Source organism: Oscillospiraceae bacterium MB24-C1 (assembly GCA_030913685.1).
Classification (GTDB): Bacteria; Bacillota; Clostridia; order Oscillospirales; family Ruminococcaceae; genus Yanshouia.
Map to the genome: position 1 here is coordinate 2,109,059 of CP133187.1, position 20,649 is coordinate 2,129,707.

Consider the following 20,649-nt stretch of genomic DNA (forward strand, 5'->3'; position numbering starts at 1 on the left):
AAAGCGAATCATTTTTTTCACTCGCACAGAATATGTTTTTTTAATGAGGCGGGTGAATTTGATGAAAAAACGGATCATTTCTATCATTTTGGCACTGGCGTTGATGTGTTGCATTAACTTTTCGCTGGCAACGGACTCGAACGGATTTGCCGCGGCGAAAGGCGCCGTGCTCATTGAAGCCTCCAGCGGGCGGGTGCTTTTTGAAAAGGACAGTCATGAAAAGCTGTTAAACGCCAGCACCACCAAAATTATGACGGCTACTCTGACGCTGGAGCAGGAAGGGCTAGACGACGTTTTTGTGGTGGATCCCAACGCCATTAAGGTTGAGGGCAGCTCGATGGGGTTGCAAGAGGGTGACCAGGTCACGCTGCGAACACTGGCGTGGGGCATGCTGTTAGCTTCTGGCAACGACGCTGCCAACGCGGCGGCGGTTCGCATTGATAAGAGCCTTGACGCCTTTGTCGAGCGGATGAACCGCAAAGCCAAAGAAATCGGCATGAAAGATACCCGTTTCTCCAGCCCATCCGGGTTAGAGGCCGGTGAGCATTACACCACAGCCTATGACCTGGCACTGTTATCGCGTTACGCGCTGCAAAATGATGATTTCAGTGAGATGGTGCGGTCAAAATCGGCAAAGCTATATTACGGTAACCCGCCGTATCACCGCTGGCTGACCAATCACAACCGCCTACTGTGGCAAAGCGAGGATTGTATCGGCATCAAAACAGGCTTTACCAAGGCCGCTGGCCGCTGTCTGGTTTCGGCGGCGGAGCGCAACGGGCTAACGTTGATTGCTGTGACGCTCAACTGCCCCAACGATTTTGGCGTACACAAAACGATATACGATCAAAGCTTTAATCAGCTTGAGTTCGTTGAATTTGAGGATACGCTGGGTCAACTCTCGGTACCGGTGACCGGTTCAACTGAGCAGCGGGTCGGGGTTAAAGCGCTTTGGGCGCCCGGGGCTTATCTCACTGCGCAGGAGCGCACCCATGTGCGCCTTAATATCGCACTTGAAAGGTTTATTTATGCGCCGGCACCGCAGGGCCAGGTCGTTGGGCAGGCGACCGTAATGCTCGGTGAACAACCGCTCTCGGTTACGCCGCTGGTTACAGCACAGGACCGCCCTGCCAGATTCCCTGAAACGCGTAGCATCATTCAACGCGTTAAGGATTTTTTCGCGTTTCCCCAGAATTACCGGTTTCCGCTGAATGAACGGTGGGACAAAAACCCAAGCCAGAAAGAACAAAAGAAAGCGGCCAAATAAAATTTTAGCGTGTGTTGCACACCCTGTGCAACCACAGCGCCTGCGCAGTTATGACCACTCCCCGGTCATTTTGTGCCTTGCGCGCAGTGAAAGGAATGGTCAAAAATATGAGAATACACAAAGTGTTATCAGATAACGGTGTTGTTTCTCGCCGTAAGGCGGAGCAACTGATTCAAGAGGGCAGAATTACCGTCAATGGCCGCAAGGCTGAGCTGGGTCAGAGTGTCAACCCTGCGCGCGATATCATTCACATCGATGATGAGCGGGTGGTGTTTGAAAAGCGGGTCAAGAAGCTTTATATCATGCTCAATAAGCCTCGGGGCTATGTCACCACCCTTTCGGATGAACTGGGCAGGCGCTGTGTAGCGGAACTGATTTCAGAGGTTTCCGCCAGAGTGTACCCCATCGGCCGGTTGGATAAGGACAGCGAGGGCTTGCTGCTTCTAACTAACGATGGTGATTTTGCAAATTTAATTATGCACCCTAGCCACCACATCGCTAAAACCTATCGCGTGACGGTGCGCCCCGATATCTCAGAGGAGCAACTTGTGGCGCTTTCCACCGGCGTGGCGCTTGACGACGGTGTCACCACCCTGCCCGCACAGGTGCAGGTTGAAGCCAAGGAGCCTGGCCGCGTGGTGTTGCGCATGTCGATATTCGAGGGCAAAAATCGTCAGATCCGCCGCATGTGCGAAGCGCTGGGGCTGGAAGTGGCGCGCCTGCGCCGTATAGCGGTCGGGCCGGTTAAGTTGGGTATGCTGCAACCCGGGAAATGGCGCGAACTAACCCCCACCGAGGTAGGGGCGTTGCGCGGTGCGGTGACAATTTTAAACCCCAACTCATCAAAAGAACCGAAAAAGGACAGACCCAGAAGCAAGGCGGTGGCAAGACCGCGCCCAGCGGCGCGCAGAGACGGGCCGAAGCCTTCGCGGCGCGGTTGACAAACCCTGTGCTCAGGGGTATGATAACAGGAGCAAACAAGAGAAAACAAAAGATTAAGTGAGATTTTGACAAAATATCTTTCACGCACATTTCTGCGGCTGAAAGCCGCTGGCTGTCCATGGTGTGACGGTTGGCCCTTCGCACAGACGTTGCAATGCTGCGTACAAAGGGGAGTAACAAATGACCAGAAGCATGACCGGCTATGGACGAAGCCAGCGGCAGCTTGGCGGGTGGGATGTCACCGTTGAAATTAAATCGGTTAACCACCGCTACTTTGAATTTTCCTGCCGCGCACCCCGCAGCTGCAGCTATATGGAAGACAAGCTTAAAAGTCTGGTGCAAAGCCGAATTTCGCGAGGAAAGGTCGACCTTTACCTGCAGCTGACCAACACTGGCACGCTTTGTGATTCGGTGGTCAAGGTCAACCTTGAGTTGGCAAAGTCTTATGTCGCGGCGTTGCAGGCGTTGTCCGGTGCGACCGGCTTACCCAATGACATCGATCTTGCGGTATTGTCACGGTATCCAGATGTTTTGACCTCTGAACGGATGGAGATTGACGAGGATGCGCTGTGGCAGGCGGTCTCACAGGTGGCCGGAGAGGCACTCAACCGCTTTGTACAGATGCGAGAGACCGAGGGTACCCGCCTGCGGGAGGATATTTTGCTGCGACTTGATACGGTTGAAAAGCTGACCGAAACGGTCGAGGCGCAGAGTCCGCAGACGGTGGAAGCTTATCGGGCGCGGCTTTATCAAAAGCTGACCACCCTACTGGCTGACCGAAATATCGATGATGCGCGTGTGCTTACCGAGGCGGCCATTTTTGCCGACCGCGTAGCGGTGGATGAGGAAACTGTCCGCTTAAAAAGCCATTTGGCGCAGTTTCGCAGCATTCTGGCTCAACCCGACCCCGTCGGGAGAAAACTCGACTTTTTAACGCAGGAATTAAACCGTGAGGCGAACACCATCGGTTCAAAGGCGCAGGATGCTGAAATTGCAGCAGTGGTTATCGCACTTAAAAGTGAGTTGGAGAAAATACGCGAGCAGATACAAAATGTTGAATAGGAGGCATGCAGCTTGAAACTGATCAATATTGGATTTGGGAATATGGTCTCGGCGCGGAAATTGGTCGCGATTGTCAGCCCGGAATCGGCTCCCATCAAGCGCATTATACAGGACGCCAGGGACCGAGGCTCGCTGATTGACGCGACCTATGGACGGCGCACCCGGGCGGTCATTATTACCGATTCTGACCATGTGATTTTATCGGCGGTACAGCCCGAGACGGTGGCCAACCGCCTGGATGATGACGATGAGGATGACGAGCAGGATGAAGCATAAACGCGGACAACTTATCGTTTATTCCGGTCCATCAGGCGTGGGAAAAGGGACGCTGCTCTCCCCGCTGCTTGCGCCTAAAGGGCCGCTGATGCTTTCAGTCTCGGCGACGACGCGCCAACCGAGACCGGGCGAAATTGATGGCGTACATTATCATTTTGTAAACAGCCAACAGTTTTTAAAAATGGTCGCAAACGGTGAAATGTTGGAATACGCCCAATATAACAGTCACTACTACGGTACACCCAGCTGCTTTGTCGAGCAGCAGTTAGAGGCCGGACGTAACGTGATTCTGGAGATTGAAACAAAGGGTGCTTCTCAGGTGCATGCCCTTTGCCCGGATGCGCTGATGATATTTGTTATGCCGCCCTCGCTTGAGGAGCTGGCCGACCGCCTTGAGGGACGAGGAACCGAAACAGACGCTGAGCGCGCGGGGCGTCTTGCCGCCGCCGCAGAAGAAATTCGTCTGGCAGATCAATACGATTTTATCGTGATTAACGATGACATAGAATCGGCCAGGGAACAGCTGCTATGCGCTATCAACGCGGGCGGGCTGATTACCCGGTTGAACAGAAAAAGAATTGAAGAGGTGCTAAAAAATGCTGAGACCAGCAATGAGCGAAATTCTTGATAGAAACCAGGACTGCTACGCATTTGTGGTAGCTGTTGCCAAGCGTGCTCGCTATATTGCGGATACTGCCGAGGAGCAGCACGACGTTTTGGAGGGCAAGCCCGTCAAACTTTCGGTTGACGAATTTGCCTGTGGCAAGAGTAAATTTGTGACCCACAGCGAAATTCAGATATAATCTATGAACATTGCGCACGTTGCCATTGAAAAAGCGACTTATGCTTATGATAAGGAATATGACTACCTGCTGCCGGAAACAATTTGTGCCAGGGCAGGTTGCCGCGTACTGGTGCCATTTGGGGCAGGCAATAGCACCCGGATCGGGTTAGTGCTCTCGGTTGAAGAAGCACAAAGGGAACTGCCCGAGCGACTAAAGGCGATTCATTCGCTTTTGGATGCGGCACCGCTTTTAGACGATGAGGGACTTTTTCTACTAGCGGCTGTGCGCACCGCAACCTTTTGCACTTGGTTTGAGGCGTTGCGCGTATTGATACCGCCTGGTATGGGCGTGAAGGTCAATATGGGGCTTTCGCCGGTGCGAGACCAACATATAGAAGTCGAGGGGTTATCACCCGAAGCACAGCAGCTGTATGCGCTTTTGGTTAACCGCCGCGGCATTACGCCGGAGGAAAAGGCGCTGTCTGCGCTTGGACTCTCCTCACGGTCGGCATGCATTGAAGAGTTGGTTGCCGCAGGGCTTGTGACACGCAGCCGAATGATAAAAAAACGTATCGCAGACGAGCGTGCTGTGATGGCGCGGTTGGTCGTTGAGCAAGGCACAGAGCCTGAAACGCATAAATACACCCCCAAGCAACAGGCGGTCATCAACCTTCTGGAACAGGTTGGTTGCGCCTCGGTGCGTGAGTTATGCTATTTTGCTGGGGCTACCCGCGCGGTGGTTGACCGCATGCAAAAGAAAGGTCTACTCGAGCTGTTTGAGGAGGTTACCCCCCGTCGGACAGCCGACAAGACAAATCCGATTACCGACACCGTACCGATTGTTCTTTCCGAGCAGCAGCAGCGGGCGTTTGATACACTGTGCGTACTCGGACACAAAAATGAATTCACCACCTCGCTGCTGCATGGCGTAACCGGCAGCGGAAAAACACAGGTTTTTTTACGCCTTATTGAAGATGTTCTGGCTCGTGGGCGCCAAGCGATGGTACTCATACCTGAAATATCTCTCACCCCGCAGACCGTCTCAAAATTCAGCGCCCGTTTTGGGGCGCGGGTGGCGGTACTGCATTCATCACTTTCGATGACTGAGCGCTTAGACGAGTGGCAGCGCATCCGCGAGGGAAAAGCCGATATTGTAGTCGGTACCCGATCGGCGGTTTTTGCTCCGCTTAAAAACATCGGGCTTATCGTTATCGATGAGGAGCAGGAGCATACCTACCACTCTGAAAGTGCACCGCGCTACCATGCCCGGGATATCGCCCGGCTGCGCGGCAAAACGCACAACGCACAGGTACTGCTCTGTTCGGCAACCCCATCAGTTGAAAGCTATTATAGCGCCGTGAGTGGCCGATATCATCTCGCTGAACTAAGTGAGCGCTACTCGGGCAATCTCTTGCCGGATGTACTCACGGTAGACATGTCTACCGCGCCACTGAGCGCCATTTCCGCCACCCTCTCTGAAGAACTGTGTGAGCAGATCAGAGAAACGCTGGAGAGGGGAGAACAGTCGATTTTGCTTTTGAACCGTCGCGGTTACAACACAATGGTCAAGTGCTCTTCCTGCGGGGAGGTTGCGCGCTGTCCGCACTGTTCGATCCCGTTGACCTTTCATTCGGCCAACCGCCGGATGGTCTGCCACTATTGCAGCTATTCCCGGGCCGAGACCGTCCCGTGCGACAACTGCAAGAGTGCGATGCTGCGTTATACCGGCGTTGGTACTCAACGTATCGAAGAAGAATTGCAGTCTCTTTTTCCACCGGCGAGAATTCTGCGCATGGATATGGACACCACCATGTCGCGCTTTGCGCATCAACGCGCGTTTGAGGCGTTTGCCAGGGGCGACTATGATATTATGATCGGCACTCAGATGGTCGCCAAAGGGCTTGATTTCCCCAATGTAACGCTCGTGGGTGTGCTGGCCGCCGATCAATCGCTTTATGGTGAAGATTTTCGCAGCTTTGAGCGCACCTTTTCGCTTATCACACAGGTTGTGGGACGCTGTGGACGGGCGCAAAAGCCCGGTCGTGCGGTTATCCAGACCTTCACGCCTGAAAACCGCATTCTGGCGCTAGCCGCTGCGCAGGACTATAAGACGTTTTATGCCGAAGAAATTGGTTACCGCAGGGTGGGATTGTATCCGCCCTTTTGTGATATTGTGTGCGTGGTCTTCTGGTCTGAAAATGAACGCATTTCCGTTCAAAGTGCTAAATTATATAGCAACCAATTTATTGAAACAGCGAAACAAAATTATGCCGATCTGCCGATACGGCTGCTCGGCCCTGCTGAGTGCAGGCCCTACCGCGTAGCGGGGCGTTACCGCTGTCGGCTGCTGGTTAAGTGCCGCAGCGACAAAAGAACGCGTGCGCTCTTTGCTGAGATGCTTGCGTGGTATCATCAACAGAAGAATATGGCGGCAGTGACGCTAGATTTTTATTACGATTCCAACCTCTAGCACTGTGACAGCTTGATGTGTAAACGAAAGGATGTTGAAAAGTGGCGATACGCAAAATTTTAAACGAGTCCGATGAGATACTGCGCAAGCATTCCCGAACGGTAGAGAAATTTGACGACAGACTGCACATGCTGATAGACGATTTGGCCGAAACGATGAAAGAGGCCAACGGTGTCGGACTAGCAGCCCCGCAGGTGGGCGTTTTGCGTCGCGTTGTTACCATCGACGTTGGCCAGGGGGTCATTGAGATGGTGAACCCCGAGATAGTCTATGAGAGTGCCGAGCAAATCGACGACGCCGAGGGTTGCCTTTCTTCCCCTGGGGAGTACGGGTTGGTCAAGCGCCCCAGAAAGGTGCGCGCTAAATATCACGACCGTAATGGAAAAGTCTGTGAGATTGAGGGCGAGGGGCTTTTGGCCCGCGCCATCTGCCACGAGACCGACCACCTCAACGGCCGACTGTTTAAGGATTTGGTTTCCAGAATGCTTGAGCCCGAGGAGTATTAAGTTTGAAAGATTTCAAGCTTCTATTCTCAGCGCGTGTTGCGCGCATTGCAAATAAACGCAACACATGCACAGGATGGCCTGTTGTTCTAAGGACATTTTGTGCCTAGAAGCGCAGTAGGAAGGAAGATTTATAGATGGAAATTGTATTTATGGGCACGCCTGATTTTGCGGTGCCTTCGCTTCAGCGATTACTAGACGATGGCCATAATATTCTGGGGGTTTACTGCCAGCCCGATAAGCCACAAGGGAGACATTTTGTGCTGACGCCACCGGCGGTCAAGGTTCTGGCACAGCAGCACGGTATTACGGTGTATCAACCACAAACCTTCAAAGATGATCAGGTACAGGCGCAGCTTGCTACGCTTAATCCTGAGCTGGTTGTGGTGGCGGCTTACGGCAAAATTCTGCCACAGGCGGTGCTAGATATCCCCGTAAAGGGCTGCATCAATGTCCACGGTTCGTTGCTGCCAAAATATCGCGGCGCTGCACCGATTCAATGGGCGGTCATCAACAACGAACCGATTGCAGGTGTGACCATCATGCAGATGGCACAGGGTCTGGACACCGGCGATATGCTGCTGAAAAAAGAGACGCCAATCGGGGAAGATGAAACGGCGGGTGAATTGTTTGACCGCATTGCAAAGCTGGGTGCGCAGGCACTCTCCGAGGCGGTTGCATCGCTCGACACCCTTACGCCCGTTGCGCAGGATGACGCGCTGGCTTGCTGGTCGCCGCCCTTAAAGAAGGCCGACGGCGAAATCGACTGGGCACAGGACGCTAAAATGGTATATGCCCGCATTCGCGGCGTAACGCCGTGGCCGGGTGCCTACACCATGTTAAATAGCAAACGGCTTAAAATTCATCGCGCCGTGATTGACAATTTGAATAAGACAACCGGTGAGCCCGGCGAGCTACTGGATAACAAACGGCTAGTTATCGCTTGCGGCAGCGGAGCCGTCGAACTGCTAGAAGTTCAGCTTGAGGGTGCAAAACGCATTGCGGCGGCAGATTTTATCCGAGGGCAGCGGCTGACTTTGGGTAAACTATTCTAAAAGACCTTTTTGAAAGGGGCGATTTGCTTGTTTGGACATTACGGATATTACGGCCTTGACAGCTATTATTTGATTTTGGTTATGCCAGCCATTCTCTTTTCGCTTTGGGCACAAAGTAAGGTGAAGGGAACTTTTTCACGCTACCAAAAAGTGCGCAGTTACTCAGGCTATACCGGTGCCGATGTGGCGCGACGTATTCTGGATGACAACGGACTTTACAACGTGCGTATTGAGCATATCAACGGCTCACTGACTGACCATTACGACCCAAGAGATCAGGTTATTCGCCTGTCGGATAGTGTGTACGGCAGCAATTCGATTGCGGCACTGGGCGTCGCGGCGCACGAGACGGGTCATGCGGTGCAGCATGCAACCGGCTATGGACCGCTGAGCATCCGCAATGCGATTATCCCGGTGACCAACTTTGGCTCGCAGTTGGCGATGCCGTTGATTTTATTTGGCTTTTTGTTTAACAATAACCCGCTCGTCGGCATTGGCATCATCTGCTTTGCTATGGTGGCGTTATTCCAGCTTGTTACGCTTCCAGTGGAGTTTGATGCGAGTGCCCGCGCCATGCGCACCCTCTCCAACGAGGGTATTTTGCAGGGGGACGAGGTGTCGCAGACCCGAAAGGTTCTGACTGCCGCTGCACTGACCTATGTTGCCGCGTTAATTGTCTCAGCGGCGCAGTTGTTGCGTCTTGTGTTGCTGTTTAATCGCAGACGCGACTGAATTTAATCGCGACAGTGTTGTTTTGACGGCACGGAAAGGAACATTGATGGAGACTGCCCGACAGGTTGCGGCCAAAGCGTTGTTGCGCGTTGACCGCGGCGGCTATTCACAGCTGACACTCGACGCCGCGCTTAACAAAGCGCGGCTGTCTGTGCGTGATGCGGCTTTTGCTTCGGCGCTTTTTTATGGCGCTTTGGAACGACAGTTAACACTGGATCACTGCATTGCCAAATACGCGCGGCATTCGCTTTCGGACACGGTATCGGTTATTTTGCGGTTGGCGTTCTATCAGCTTGTTTTTATGGATTCAGTACCAAACCACGCTGCGGTGGACGAAGCAGTCAATATGACTAAGGCGATGGGACAGCGTGCCGCCTCCGGCATGGTCAACGGTATGTTGCGTAGCTTTTTGCGCGATGACTGTGCAATTCCCCCGATTTCGGGTAGCCTGGCAGCTAGATTGGCGGTTGAATACTCCTGTAACGAGGGTTTAATCGCGCTGTTTTTGGCGTGGCACGGTGAGGAAAAGACGCGCCTATTGCTTTCGGCCTCTATGGGTCGCCCACCAATTTATATCCGCGTTAATACCCTTAAAACAGATGCCGAAACGCTGTTAACGCATCTTTCCAAACACGATTGTAAGGCGGTTGCCCGCCCTTTGGACGGCAACTGCATTGAGATAGAGGGCGACGCAGTACACACTGTGTCGCATAAGCTGGGGTTTTTCCACGTGCAGGACGTCTGCTCTCAGCAGGCCGCACTGACACTGGAAGCGCGACCGGACGAGCGCATTTTGGATGTTTGTGCAGCACCCGGCTCCAAGAGCTTTGTGCTGGCGCAGCAGATGCAAAACCGTGGGGAGATCATATCCTGCGACATAGCCCCCGCGCGACTAGAGCTAATCAAGCAGGGGGCCAAGCGGTTAGGGATTAACATTATCACCACACAGGTCAACGACGGAGCGGAAAAGAACGAGGGCTTAGGCCAATTCGACCGCATCCTCTGTGACGTGCCCTGTTCGGGATTAGGCGTGCTGCGCCGCAAGCCCGAAATTAAATATCGCAGCGTTCAGTCGCTCGAAGGCCTGCCTGAGCTCCAGTATAAAATTCTAAAAACTTCCGCAAACTATTTAAAAGCGGACGGAATTTTAGTTTATTCCACCTGCACGCTGAATCCCGACGAAAATGAGCGGGTGGTTGAATCTTTTTTGAGGGAACACCCTGACTTTTCTCCTGCGCCGTTTGACGGTACGGACTGGAACAAGACTTTTCTGCCCCAGCCGCAGGGCGGCGATGGATTCTTTATTTCACGCATCAGGAGAGACAGATGAACGCGCAGAAAACAGCTGCCACAAAACTTGATATACTGTCAATGCTACCTGCGGAGCTGGAAGCGCTGGTGCGCGATATGGGTCAACCCAAGTTTAGGGCGGGGCAGCTCTTTGGCTGGCTGCATAATAAGCTTGTGGCCAGCTTCGACGAGATGATGAACTTGCCGGCTGCGTTTCGGGCGGCACTCTCAGAGCGCTGCTACATAACGCAGCTTGACGCACGCCGGTGCCAGAGCGCGTCGGACGGCACAGCCAAATATCTGTTTAAGCTACCTGATGGTAACACCATTGAATCGGTGCTTATGCGGCATGATTACGGCAATTCGCTTTGCATCTCCTCGCAGGTGGGCTGCTATATGGGTTGCCGGTTCTGTGCGTCTACCATCGGGGGCAAGGTGCGTAATTTGACGGCCTCCGAAATGCTCTCGCAGATTTACACCGTGACAAAGCTTTCGGGCGAGAGGGTCGACTCGGTTGTGATGATGGGCATCGGCGAACCGCTTGATAACTTTGATAATGTTGTACGGTTTTTAGAGCTGGTGCGTGATCCCAACGGCATAAACCTTTCTCACAGGCATATTTCTTTGTCGACTTGCGGTTTGGTGGATAAAATTGACGATTTGGCTGCACTATCTTATCAGTTGACACTTTCGGTCTCGCTGCATGCGTGCGATAATGAAACAAGGGATAAAATTATGCCGGTCAATAAGCGTTACCCCATTGAGGAACTGCTGGCGGCCTGCCGCCGGTATTTTGCCAAGACAGGGCGGCGCATCTCGTATGAATACGCACTGATAGCGGGGGTCAACGATAGCCCACAACAGGCTAAGAAGTTGTTGGCGCTGCTTCGCAACCAGAGTTGTCACGTCAATCTTATACCGGTGAACCCCGTGGCTGAAACTGGGTTTACCCGAGGCAGTCGCAAACAGGCCGAAGCATTTAGGGACATACTGACAGCGGGCGGGCTTTCCGCCACCATAAGGCGAGAGCTTGGCAGCGAAATAGACGCGGCCTGCGGTCAGCTTAGAAGAAAAGATGCGAAAGGGGGCGATGCGCAATGTGGATAGCAGGCGATACTCATGTAGGGCAAAAGCGGCGAAACAATCAGGATGTATTCTTAGCGGAGAAGCTGGATGGCAAACTGCTGCTGATGGTCTGCGACGGCATGGGCGGCGAACAGGGTGGCGAACAGGCCAGCGAGCTAGCCATTGAGGCGTCGGCGGCAATGCTGCGCCGAGATTTAAAAGACGTCACCGACGAAAGCACAATGCGCCGGGTACTGGAATGTGCGGGTGCTGCTGCCAATAGCGTGGTTTTTGATGCCGCGCAAGCCGACAGCACACTGACCGGAATGGGTACCACGTTGGTGGGTGCAGTGGTGTTGCCAGACTGTGCGCATTTTATCCACGCGGGCGATTCGAGGGCCTACCTGTTGCGCAACGATGTGCTGACGCAGCTTACCGTGGATCACACGGTGGTACAGGTACTCATTGACCGGGGCGAGATTTCTCAGGATGACGCAAAACATCATCCTCAGCGGCATTACATCACGCGCGCGGTGGGGGTTGTGCCGCAGATTAACTATGACATTTTTTCAATTGACTTGCTGCCAAATGATACAATTCTGCTTTGCAGCGACGGTCTTTACAACTATATGAGCCATGAAGATATTTGCGCGCTGACCGCCATTGCCGTCAAGCGTAAAAGTGTCGCGCCGCTCATCGACCGCGCTAACGAGAATGGCGGCGGGGACAATATTACTGCGGTGATTTGCTGCGTAGCCGAGGAGGTCAGCGCACATGGATAACTTTATCGGAAAAAAGATTGAGGGGCGTTACCAGATCAGCGAGCTGATCGGCGTCGGCGGCATGGCAAATGTCTATAAGGCCACCGATTTGTCGGACGGCAAGACGGTGGCGGTCAAGGTGCTACGCGAAGAGTTTTATGAAAACGAAGAGCTGCTGCGCCGCTTTAAAAACGAGAGCAAGGCCATTGCCATGCTGTCGCACCCCAATATTATCGAGGTTTATGACGTTTGCTTTGCGCATAATATGCGGTGTATCGTTATGGAATACATTGACGGTATCACGCTGAAGGAATATATGGAAGAACAGCGGCCGCTCGCTTGGAAAGAGACGGTACACTTTATCCTTCAGATACTAAAGGCGTTGTCTCATGCACATTCAAAGGGCATTGTCCATCGGGATATCAAACCACAGAACGTGATGCTGCTGTCCGACGCACGAATCAAAATTACTGACTTTGGCATTGCGCGCTTTGCTAGAAGTGAGTCGCACACCATCACCGATCGCGCTATCGGGTCGGTGCATTACATCAGCCCCGAACAGGCCAAGGGTGACCACACCGACCAGCGTGCAGACATTTACTCCATCGGCGCTATGCTCTATGAGATGCTCACCGGACAGCTGCCGTTTGACGCTGACAGCCCTGTTTCGGTTGCCTTAAAGCAGATTGAGCTTGAAGCGCCGTCGCCGCGCAGTATCAACCCCGAAATTCCCGAGGGACTAGAGGAGATTACGTTGCGCGCGATGGAAAAGGATCCCGACCGGCGCTATCAGTCGGCCGATGAAATGCTAAAGGATATTGAAGCCTTTAAGCAAAACCCCTCGGTGCATTTTGAATATAAATACATGACTGATCAAAAGGCGCAAAGCGACCGTTTTAGGCGAAATATGCGCCATGCAAAACAATTGCGGGATGGCAAGGGAGAACGTATGGCAAAACAACGATCCAGAAAACCCATGGGAAAAGAGGTACCGGTTCCTAACCGGGACAATCGAAATTATGAGGATGATGAGCCGCGCAGAGGCTCAATATTGATGGCGCTGGCAGGCATCACTGCGGCGTTTATTGTTATCTCGGTCGCATTTATCGGTGCGATGCTATATCTGAACAACCCACTTGAGAAGGTGCCGGATATCATGATGCCAGATCTCACCGGACTAAAGTACGACGCAATAAAGAATGCGCAGGAATATTCTCAATTCGTTTTGGAGGTTGAAGACAACCAATATAACGATCTTTACGAGCGCGGTGAGGTGGTCAGCCAGAAGCCCAAGGCGGGCACCAAAGTCAAGGAAAACTCAGTGGTACGCTTGGTTATTTCAAACGGCACCAAGGTGGTGCTGATGCCCAACCTTATCGGCATGGAAGAGACACAGGCCTATCAGGAACTGGCCGACCTAGACCTTGAATACCAGAAGGTCGAGATATTTTCTCAACAGCCGGCCGGTACGGTCGTTGCAACCGACCCTGGCTTTGGCAGCGAAATTCCCGCCTCTACCGTTGTGAAGGTGCAGATCAGCATGGGCCCTGAAAACAAGGTGGTTGAGGTACCGGATCTGACCGGCATGGATATCGAAGCGGCCAGAGCGTTGTTACAGCAGCTTGGGCTGGAGATCGGTGGCATCAGCTATGTCACCAGTGACAAGGCGGAGAATGTTGTCATTTCTCAGGACCCGGCGCCGACCTCTCAGATTGCCACTGGAGCATTTGTCAACCTGAACGTTTCGGGCGGCGAGAACCGTAAAAACCAGATTACGCTGCATATTCCGCTGCCAAGCGACGTGACCGACATCGTCAAGATGCAGGCGATGTTTGACGGGCGCATCCTGCGCGAAGAGCGACTGCAACCCTCTACCGCGCTTTTCTGGAAACCACTGTTCGAAGGTTCGGGTGTTGCGAAGATATTTATTCTGTACAACGACTTTCTTTACCAAACCTATGAGGTCGACTTCAACACCGGCGGATATACGCTGGTGGAGGATAATTCAGATATGCACAGCTAAAGAGGAGACACCATGCCACAAGGACGCATTATACGGCAGACAGGCGGTTTTTACTATGTTGACACCGACAACGGCGTGATAGAATGCCGTGCGCGCGGCTTATTCCGCAAGCAGGGGATTACCCCCCTTGTGGGGGATATTGCAGAAGTGGAGCATACCGATGACGGAAAGGGCTTTGTCATCGGCTTGAAAGAGCAAAAAAACAGTTTGGTTCGCCCGCCGATAGCCAACATCGACCGCTTGCTGCTGATACTTTCGATTACCGACCCGGTACCGAATCTCTTGGTGGTGGATAAAATGCTGGCCATTGCCGAATATAAAGGCATTGATGCGGTCATTGTAGTGACCAAGGCCGACTTAGCAGACACTGGCACGCTATGCAGCCTGTATCGCTCGGTCGGCTATGAGGTTAAAAGCATCAATAGCCTGGCCGATTCGCCCGAAGAAATTGCCTCGTTGATAGAAGGCAAACTTTGCGTACTGGCCGGTAACACGGGCGTGGGTAAGTCGACACTCTTAAATGCAATCGATCCAGCACTGGCGCTTAAAACCGGCGAGACCAGCCAAAAGCTGGGGCGCGGGCGGCATACGACCCGCGTCACAGAGCTGTTTGCGCTGTGCGGCGGGCTGATTGCCGATACACCTGGTTTTTCTTCTCTTGAAACGGCGCAGCTTGAGCTTATTAAAAAAGATAAGCTTGAATTGTGTTATCGTGAGTTTGAGCCCTACTTAGGCCAGTGCCGTTTTACCGGCTGTTCGCACACTAAGGAGAAGGGCTGCGCAGTACTTTCGGCGGTGGCATCGGGTGAGATTGCACCGTCACGGCATGAGAGCTATCTTGCAATGTACGAAGAAGCGCGACAGATTAAGGACTGGGAGGTTTAAGCATGGTGCGCAGATGTGTGGTGTTTTGTGCTGGAGAAGAGGGAGAGATAGATTTTACCGTCACACCTGAAGATTTTGTGATCTGTTGTGATGCCGGTTATCTAGCAGCAAAGCGGCGCGGTATCACCCCCGATCTTCTGATCGGGGATTTTGATTCCTACCGCGATCCGTTGCCAGAATCGGTAGAGACGCTGCGATTCCCAGTGGAAAAAGACGACACCGACAGCATGCTGGCGTTGCGTGAGGGTTTGCGGCGCGGTTACTTGCAATTCGTGCTGTTGTTTGCACTGGGCGGTAGGCTTGATCACACACTTGCCAATCTGCAGGCACTGGCTTTTTTAGAGGAATTTGGTGCCAGCGGTCAGATTATCGGCCCGAGAGATCGTGTTCAGCTTTTAAAAAATGGAACACTGGATATCCCCCGCCGCAGCGCGTATACATTTTCAATATTTGCATATAGCGGCAAGGCGATTGGGGTGACGTTAAAAGGGATGCAATATCCACTTAACGATGCGGTGGTTACCGAGGCGTTTCCCATCGGGCTGGGCAATCATATTATTGAGCCGATGGGTAGGGTCAGCGTTTTAGATGGCACGCTGCTGGTGGTCGAATCCAAAATAAATTAGGCGCGACTTGGCGCCGATGTCAACAGAGGAGATTACAGGGTGTTTTCTAATAAAGATATTACGCGCTTGATGATACCGCTTATCATTGAGCAGGCGCTAGCCGTCACCATAGGTGTAGCTGATACGGTCATGGTGGCTTATGTCGGCGAAACGGTGGTTTCTGGCGTTTCAATTGTCGATGCAATTAATATGTTGCTGGTGCAGGTTTTTGCTGCATTGGCAACAGGCGGCGCCATTGTGGTGGCGCAGTATCTTGGCCGACAGAATAAGTCGGCTGCCTGCGAAGCAGCAAAGCAGCTGTTTTTGGTAATGGGTGCCATTGGAATAACGGTTGCGGCTATCTGCGTAACTTGGCGGTACGATATTTTAAGGCTGGTTTATAACACGGTTGAACCTGCGGTCTTAGAATCGGCGCAGGAATATTTTTACTTAACAGCGCTTTCCTTTCCTTTCTTTGCAATCTACAACTCCGGCGCCGCGCTCTTTCGATCACAGGGCAACTCCCGCATATCTATGCTGACCGCCCTGATGATGAATGTGCTCAACATTGGCGGAAACGCTATTTTTTTGTTTGGCTATCACATGGGCGCCCGAGCCGTTGGTCTGGCAACATTGATTTCCCGCATTGTGGGGGCAATTGTTATGGTCTATCTTATCAGGGACAGCCGCAACAGGGTGTATGTCGAGCGGATGTTTCCGCTGAATTTTCGCCCCAGAATGGTGGGGACAATTTTGCGTATTGGTGTACCGACGGGGCTTGAAAACGGTATGTTCCACTTTGGTAAGCTGATGGTGTCTGGCCTAATCGCGTCGTTTGGCACGGTAGCCATCACGGCCAACGCTGTCGGCAACAGCATCACCTCCATCGCTTGTATTCCCGGTTCAGCGGTGGGTCTTGGCATGATTACCGTTGTGGGGCAGTGTATTGGTGCGGGGGAATATGAGCAGGCGCGCTATTACATAAAAAAGCTGCTAAAGTTGGCTTATATCGTCGGTGGCGCAACCAACATTTTAGCGCTACTATTTATGAAGCAGTTGGTTGGGGTATTTTTGCTTTCGCCCCAGACAGCGCAGCTTGCTATCATTATCAGCTCGATGCACGCAGGCGCGTGGTTGATATTTTGGCCCACCGCCTTTACGTTGCCAAACGGGCTACGCGCAGCGGGTGACGTGAAGTTTACCATGATTGTTTCGGTGTCGGTGATGTGGGCTTGCCGTATCGGTTTGAGCTATGTTTTTGCCCTTTATTATAACATGGGTGTCGTTGGCGTATGGCTCGCTATGATCTTTGATTGGGTGGTGCGCACTGTATTTTATATTACACGTTTTATAGGTACGAAATGGCACAGTCATACCGTGATATAAGCATACTTGTTTTTAGACGAACAAAACGCTTCATACTATTTTAAAAGTTGCGAGGTATTATACATTATACCGGCAGCCTTTTATGTTGGCTATTCGACAGGTATCTATAATTTTTACTACACAAAAAGCGCCACCCCAAAGGGGTGGCGCTTAAAGCGCTAAGGCTTACTTTGAGTAATTGTAGAAGCCGATGCCGGACTTCTTGCCGAGCTTGCCAGCACGAACCATCTTCTTGAGCAGGCCATGCGGACGATACTTGGAATCGCCGGTCTCGGAGTACATGACGTTCATGATAGCGAGGCAAACGTCAAGGCCGATCATATCGCCAAGAGCCAGCGGGCCGATCGGGTGGTTTGCGCCAAGCTTCATAGCGGTGTCGATGCCTTCAACAGTGGCAACGCCCTCGGCGTAGATGCCGATCGCTTCGTTGATCATGGGGATGAGGATACGGTTAACAACAAAGCCGGGGGCTTCTTTAACCGCTACAGGTTCTTTGCCCATGCTCTTGGTCAGCTCAAGAACCTGATCAACAGCTTCCTGGGGGGTGTTCTCGCCAGCAATGACTTCGATCAGCTTCATAACGGGGGGCGGATTGAAGAAGTGCATGCCAACAACAGGATGCTCAACACCGTTAGAGATCTCGGTGATCGAGAGCGAAGAAGTATTGGTACCGAAGACAATGCCGGGTTTGCACAGTTTGTCCAGCTCAGCGAAGATATCCTTCTTAACGGACATGTTCTCTGCAATGGTCTCAAGGATGAAGTCAACGTCTGCAACAGCCTCGAGCTCGGTGGCGGGGGTGACACGGCCATAGATGGCGTCCATCTCTTCCTGAGTCATTCTGCCCTTGGCAACAGCCTTGGCCAGCGTGCCGTGCATGTACTTCATCGCACTGTCCAACGTTGTCTGCTTACGGGTTCTGAGAATAACCTCGTGACCAGCCTGAGCAAATGCGTATGCAATGCCGGATCCCATGGTACCGGCGCCGAGTACACCAATTTTCATAATTATTTCCTCCGTTTTTTATATTTGCCTGTCGGCAGTTGATATTACTTATTTTGATAAGGGTCTGCGCGGCGCTTTTCTAAAAAAGCGGTCATACCATTTTTCTGGTCGGCGGTTTCAAAGCAACTACCAAACAGTTTAGCCTCGATGGCTATGGCAGAATCCATATCAGTCTGCAGACCGTCGTTTGCAGACTTTTTAGTAGCGCGCACTGCGATAGGCGCGTTGCGTGCAATACGTTTAGCCATCTTCTCTGCGGCGGGCATCAGCTCCTCAAGCGAATAAACCGCGTTGACCAGCCCGATTTGCAGCGCCTCCTGGGCGTCTACCTGTCCACAGGTATAAAGCATCTCCTTGGCCTTGCCAACGCCGATCAAGCGGCAGAGACGCTGGGTTCCACCAAAGCCAGGGGTGATGCCAAGGCCCACCTCAGGCTGTGCAAACTTTGCGTTCTCCGCTGCGAGGCGAATGTCGCAGCACATAGAAAGCTCGCAGCCACCGCCAAGCGCAAAGCCGTTGATGGCTGCGATAACGGGAATAGGGAAGGTTTCAATTTTGCGGAACACCGCGTTGCCCTTCAGGCCAAAGGCTTCACCCTCGGCTTTGGTCAACGCACTCATCTCGCTGATATCAGCTCCGGCGACAAAACTCTTCTCGCCCGCGCCAGTGATAATCAGAGCGCGCACGTTTTCAAGATCAATGGCGTCGAGCATGGTATCAAGATCTTCAAGCACCTGTGTATTCAGTGCATTGAGCGCCTTTTCGCGGTCGATGGTAGCAATCGCGTATTGTTCCTTTTGCTCGAATTTCACAAAGGACATAGGTTTAGCTCCTCTCAGAATCGCGATACTCGCAAAAGGGATGCGGCAGCAATGTGTCACACCCCTTGCGAAAAATACGTCTTAGAGCTTCTCGACAATGGCGGAAACGCCCATGCCGCCGCCTACGCAGAGGGTGGCAAGACCCTTCTGGCCAGCCTCGAGCTCGTGCAGCAAGGTGACGAGGATACGGCAGCCCGAAGCACCAACGGGGTGACCGAGCGCGATAGCGCCGCCGTTGATGTTGACCTTAGAAGCATCCCAGCCGAGCAGCTTGCCAACAGCCAGAGACTGAGCAGCAAACGCCTCGTTCGCTTCGATAAGATCGATCTGGTCGAGCGACATGCCAATCTTCTTGAACAGCTTCTCAGAGGAGTAAGCCGGGCCAATACCCATGATGGAGGGCTCAACACCAGCGGAAGAACCGCCAATCCACTTAGCCATCGGCTTAACGCCAAGTTCCTTAGCCTTTTCAGCGCTCATAACGATAATAGCGGCAGCGCCGTCATTGATCGAAGAAGCGTTTGCAGCGGTGACAGAGCCGCCGTCGCGCTTGAACGCGGGCTTCATCTTGGCGAGACCCTCGGCGGTGCTACCGGCACGGGGACCCTCGTCCTTATTGAATATAACGGTTTCTTTCTTGACCTTAACCGGTACGCCAACGATTTCAGCGTCGAACTTGCCGGCTTCCTGTGCGGCGCAAGCCTTCTGCTGGGAAGCAGCAGCGAACTCGTCCTGCATCTCGCGGGTGATGCCATACTTATCAGCAACATTCTCGGCGGTGATGCCCATGTGGTAGTCGTTGAAAGCATCCCACAGCGCGTCGTTTACCATGGTGTCGATGATCTTGCCGTTGCCCATGCGATAGCCATAACGAGCCTTGTCCAGCGCAAATGGAGCCAGAGACATGTTTTCCATACCACCGGCCATGATGACATCGGCTTCGCCAGCCATGATGAGCGCAGCAGCCATGTTGATGGTCTTCAGACCGGAGCCGCAAACATTATTCAGGGTAAGAGCGGGGGCTTCAATCGGAATACCTGCGTGAATAGCAGCCTGACGAGCAGGGCTCTGACCCATTCCGGCGGTCAGAACATTGCCGAAGAGAACCTCATCGATGTCAGTGGGCTTAATGCCAGCACGCTCAATCGCTTCTTTCATTACGATAGCGCCGAGCTGTTCTGCGGGGATATTCGAGAGGGCACCGCCCATCTTGCCGATAGCCGTACGGCAAGCGCCTACGAGTACGATTTCTTTGCTCATGTCTTATTCCTCCGTTTTTTTGTGTGTGCAGTTTTAACCTTTCAGGTTATGCTTCCACAAATATACCATTATTGGGCTAATGTTGCAATAGAATGCATTCCCGTCTTACCGAGTTGACGAAAAATTTGTACACCTTGCCAAAAAAAAATAAAATTTCATGACGAATTTAGTGGAAGTGGATTTATTATATTGAAATAATAAACACAATGATCAACGTGCAAATTCTTTCCATAATGCCGACTGAAAGCCAAATATTTACATGACATTGTTAAAATTTTAATTTTCGCAATGTGCGGCATATGAAAACAAATTTTCACGTAGCATTTTTGGGGAGACTATCGCCTCCCCATAATTCTTTTAAAGCACGGGTCACAACATGTCGATAAACTTCATAGCGTGCTTCTATGCTTTGCCCATCCTGAATATTATTTTCAAAAAAGCACTGATAATACGCGGG

The 20,649-nt window shown here is 52.4% G+C and carries 20 protein-coding genes; 17 read left to right on the top strand and 3 right to left on the bottom strand.

Annotation, left to right across the window (positions count from 1 at the left end; all coding sequences use genetic code 11):
- The first annotated feature begins 61 nt into the window (after positions 1–61).
- From RBH76_10115 to RBH76_10195, 17 genes are all read left to right on the top strand, one after another.
- Complete coding sequence (locus tag RBH76_10115) at positions 62–1,267, top strand: D-alanyl-D-alanine carboxypeptidase family protein (GenBank protein ID WMJ83078.1); 1,206 nt, start codon at positions 62–64, stop codon at positions 1,265–1,267.
- Positions 1,268–1,374: 107 nt separating this feature from the next.
- Complete coding sequence (locus tag RBH76_10120) at positions 1,375–2,208, top strand: pseudouridine synthase (GenBank protein ID WMJ83079.1); 834 nt, start codon at positions 1,375–1,377, stop codon at positions 2,206–2,208.
- Positions 2,209–2,389: 181 nt separating this feature from the next.
- A complete protein-coding gene (locus RBH76_10125) occupies positions 2,390–3,271 on the top strand; it encodes a YicC/YloC family endoribonuclease (protein ID WMJ83080.1) in 882 nt (293 codons plus the stop codon).
- A gap of 42 nt (positions 3,272–3,313) precedes the next feature.
- Positions 3,314–3,547 carry a DUF370 domain-containing protein gene (locus RBH76_10130; protein ID WMJ85225.1) on the top strand — a complete coding sequence of 78 codons (234 nt, stop codon included), beginning with the start codon at positions 3,314–3,316 and terminating at the stop codon, positions 3,545–3,547.
- The gene (gene gmk, locus RBH76_10135) at positions 3,537–4,175 is read left to right on the top strand and encodes a guanylate kinase (protein WMJ83081.1); all 639 of its coding nucleotides are present in this window, start codon (positions 3,537–3,539) and stop codon (positions 4,173–4,175) included. Before RBH76_10130 ends, gmk begins: the two co-directional genes overlap by 11 nt.
- On the top strand, positions 4,144–4,350 hold the full coding sequence (locus RBH76_10140; protein ID WMJ83082.1) for a DNA-directed RNA polymerase subunit omega: 207 nt from the start codon (positions 4,144–4,146) through the stop codon (positions 4,348–4,350). The genes gmk and RBH76_10140 overlap by 32 nt, the downstream gene beginning before the upstream one ends.
- 3 nt (positions 4,351–4,353) lie before the next feature.
- Positions 4,354–6,801, top strand: a complete 2,448-nt coding sequence (gene priA / locus RBH76_10145; GenBank protein WMJ83083.1) for a primosomal protein N' — start codon at positions 4,354–4,356, stop codon at positions 6,799–6,801.
- Positions 6,802–6,842: 41 nt separating this feature from the next.
- Positions 6,843–7,307, top strand: a complete 465-nt coding sequence (gene def / locus RBH76_10150) for a peptide deformylase (protein WMJ83084.1) — start codon at positions 6,843–6,845, stop codon at positions 7,305–7,307.
- Positions 7,308–7,441: 134 nt separating this feature from the next.
- The gene (fmt, locus tag RBH76_10155; GenBank protein ID WMJ83085.1) at positions 7,442–8,359 is read left to right on the top strand and encodes a methionyl-tRNA formyltransferase; all 918 of its coding nucleotides are present in this window, start codon (positions 7,442–7,444) and stop codon (positions 8,357–8,359) included.
- An 81-nt stretch (positions 8,360–8,440) separates the two neighbouring features.
- Positions 8,441–9,091 carry a zinc metallopeptidase gene (locus tag RBH76_10160; protein ID WMJ85226.1) on the top strand — a complete coding sequence of 217 codons (651 nt, stop codon included), beginning with the start codon at positions 8,441–8,443 and terminating at the stop codon, positions 9,089–9,091.
- 46 nt (positions 9,092–9,137) lie between these two features.
- Entirely contained in the window at positions 9,138–10,421 is a 1,284-nt protein-coding gene (gene rsmB / locus RBH76_10165) for a 16S rRNA (cytosine(967)-C(5))-methyltransferase RsmB (GenBank protein WMJ83086.1), read from the top strand.
- Positions 10,418–11,488: a 23S rRNA (adenine(2503)-C(2))-methyltransferase RlmN gene (gene rlmN, locus RBH76_10170; GenBank protein WMJ83087.1), complete on the top strand. Its 1,071-nt coding sequence runs from the start codon at positions 10,418–10,420 to the stop codon at positions 11,486–11,488. Before rsmB ends, rlmN begins: the two co-directional genes overlap by 4 nt.
- Positions 11,479–12,228: a Stp1/IreP family PP2C-type Ser/Thr phosphatase gene (locus RBH76_10175; protein WMJ83088.1), complete on the top strand. Its 750-nt coding sequence runs from the start codon at positions 11,479–11,481 to the stop codon at positions 12,226–12,228. The genes rlmN and RBH76_10175 overlap by 10 nt, the downstream gene beginning before the upstream one ends.
- The gene (gene pknB / locus RBH76_10180; GenBank protein WMJ83089.1) at positions 12,221–14,230 is read left to right on the top strand and encodes a Stk1 family PASTA domain-containing Ser/Thr kinase; all 2,010 of its coding nucleotides are present in this window, start codon (positions 12,221–12,223) and stop codon (positions 14,228–14,230) included. The genes RBH76_10175 and pknB overlap by 8 nt, the downstream gene beginning before the upstream one ends.
- A gap of 12 nt (positions 14,231–14,242) precedes the next feature.
- Positions 14,243–15,115 carry a ribosome small subunit-dependent GTPase A gene (gene rsgA / locus RBH76_10185; protein ID WMJ83090.1) on the top strand — a complete coding sequence of 291 codons (873 nt, stop codon included), beginning with the start codon at positions 14,243–14,245 and terminating at the stop codon, positions 15,113–15,115.
- Positions 15,116–15,117: 2 nt separating this feature from the next.
- A complete protein-coding gene (locus RBH76_10190) occupies positions 15,118–15,741 on the top strand; it encodes a thiamine diphosphokinase (GenBank protein WMJ83091.1) in 624 nt (207 codons plus the stop codon).
- Positions 15,742–15,780: 39 nt separating this feature from the next.
- Positions 15,781–17,106 (top strand): MATE family efflux transporter, encoded by a 1,326-nt coding sequence (locus tag RBH76_10195; protein WMJ83092.1) that lies wholly within the window; start codon positions 15,781–15,783, stop codon positions 17,104–17,106.
- A gap of 165 nt (positions 17,107–17,271) precedes the next feature.
- Here RBH76_10195 and RBH76_10200 read toward each other — a convergent pair whose 3' ends face one another.
- The 3 genes from RBH76_10200 to RBH76_10210 form a co-directional block, all read right to left on the bottom strand.
- Positions 17,272–18,111: a 3-hydroxyacyl-CoA dehydrogenase NAD-binding domain-containing protein gene (locus RBH76_10200; GenBank protein ID WMJ83093.1), complete on the bottom strand. Its 840-nt coding sequence runs from the start codon at positions 18,109–18,111 to the stop codon at positions 17,272–17,274.
- 44 nt (positions 18,112–18,155) lie between these two features.
- Positions 18,156–18,932: an enoyl-CoA hydratase-related protein gene (locus RBH76_10205; GenBank protein WMJ83094.1), complete on the bottom strand. Its 777-nt coding sequence runs from the start codon at positions 18,930–18,932 to the stop codon at positions 18,156–18,158.
- A gap of 81 nt (positions 18,933–19,013) precedes the next feature.
- On the bottom strand, positions 19,014–20,192 hold the full coding sequence (locus RBH76_10210; protein WMJ83095.1) for an acetyl-CoA C-acetyltransferase: 1,179 nt from the start codon (positions 20,190–20,192) through the stop codon (positions 19,014–19,016).
- Positions 20,193–20,649 lie beyond the last annotated feature (457 nt).

Bases quoted from the DNA above. Each gene is read 5' to 3' on its own strand.
- RBH76_10115 (WMJ83078.1), top strand. From the start codon at position 62: ATGAAAAAACGGATCATTTCTATCATTTTGGCACTGGCGTTGATGTGT.
- RBH76_10120 (WMJ83079.1), top strand. From the start codon at position 1,375: ATGAGAATACACAAAGTGTTATCAGATAACGGTGTTGTTTCTCGCCGT.
- RBH76_10125 (WMJ83080.1), top strand. From the start codon at position 2,390: ATGACCAGAAGCATGACCGGCTATGGACGAAGCCAGCGGCAGCTTGGC.
- RBH76_10130 (WMJ85225.1), top strand. From the start codon at position 3,314: ATGGTCTCGGCGCGGAAATTGGTCGCGATTGTCAGCCCGGAATCGGCT.
- gmk (WMJ83081.1), top strand. From the start codon at position 3,537: ATGAAGCATAAACGCGGACAACTTATCGTTTATTCCGGTCCATCAGGC.
- RBH76_10140 (WMJ83082.1), top strand. From the start codon at position 4,144: ATGCTGAGACCAGCAATGAGCGAAATTCTTGATAGAAACCAGGACTGC.
- priA (WMJ83083.1), top strand. From the start codon at position 4,354: ATGAACATTGCGCACGTTGCCATTGAAAAAGCGACTTATGCTTATGAT.
- fmt (WMJ83085.1), top strand. From the start codon at position 7,442: ATGGAAATTGTATTTATGGGCACGCCTGATTTTGCGGTGCCTTCGCTT.
- RBH76_10160 (WMJ85226.1), top strand. From the start codon at position 8,441: ATGCCAGCCATTCTCTTTTCGCTTTGGGCACAAAGTAAGGTGAAGGGA.
- rsmB (WMJ83086.1), top strand. From the start codon at position 9,138: ATGGAGACTGCCCGACAGGTTGCGGCCAAAGCGTTGTTGCGCGTTGAC.
- rlmN (WMJ83087.1), top strand. From the start codon at position 10,418: ATGAACGCGCAGAAAACAGCTGCCACAAAACTTGATATACTGTCAATG.
- RBH76_10175 (WMJ83088.1), top strand. From the start codon at position 11,479: ATGTGGATAGCAGGCGATACTCATGTAGGGCAAAAGCGGCGAAACAAT.
- pknB (WMJ83089.1), top strand. From the start codon at position 12,221: ATGGATAACTTTATCGGAAAAAAGATTGAGGGGCGTTACCAGATCAGC.
- rsgA (WMJ83090.1), top strand. From the start codon at position 14,243: ATGCCACAAGGACGCATTATACGGCAGACAGGCGGTTTTTACTATGTT.
- RBH76_10190 (WMJ83091.1), top strand. From the start codon at position 15,118: ATGGTGCGCAGATGTGTGGTGTTTTGTGCTGGAGAAGAGGGAGAGATA.
- RBH76_10200 (WMJ83093.1), bottom strand. From the start codon at position 18,111: ATGAAAATTGGTGTACTCGGCGCCGGTACCATGGGATCCGGCATTGCA.
- RBH76_10205 (WMJ83094.1), bottom strand. From the start codon at position 18,932: ATGTCCTTTGTGAAATTCGAGCAAAAGGAACAATACGCGATTGCTACC.
- RBH76_10210 (WMJ83095.1), bottom strand. From the start codon at position 20,192: ATGAGCAAAGAAATCGTACTCGTAGGCGCTTGCCGTACGGCTATCGGC.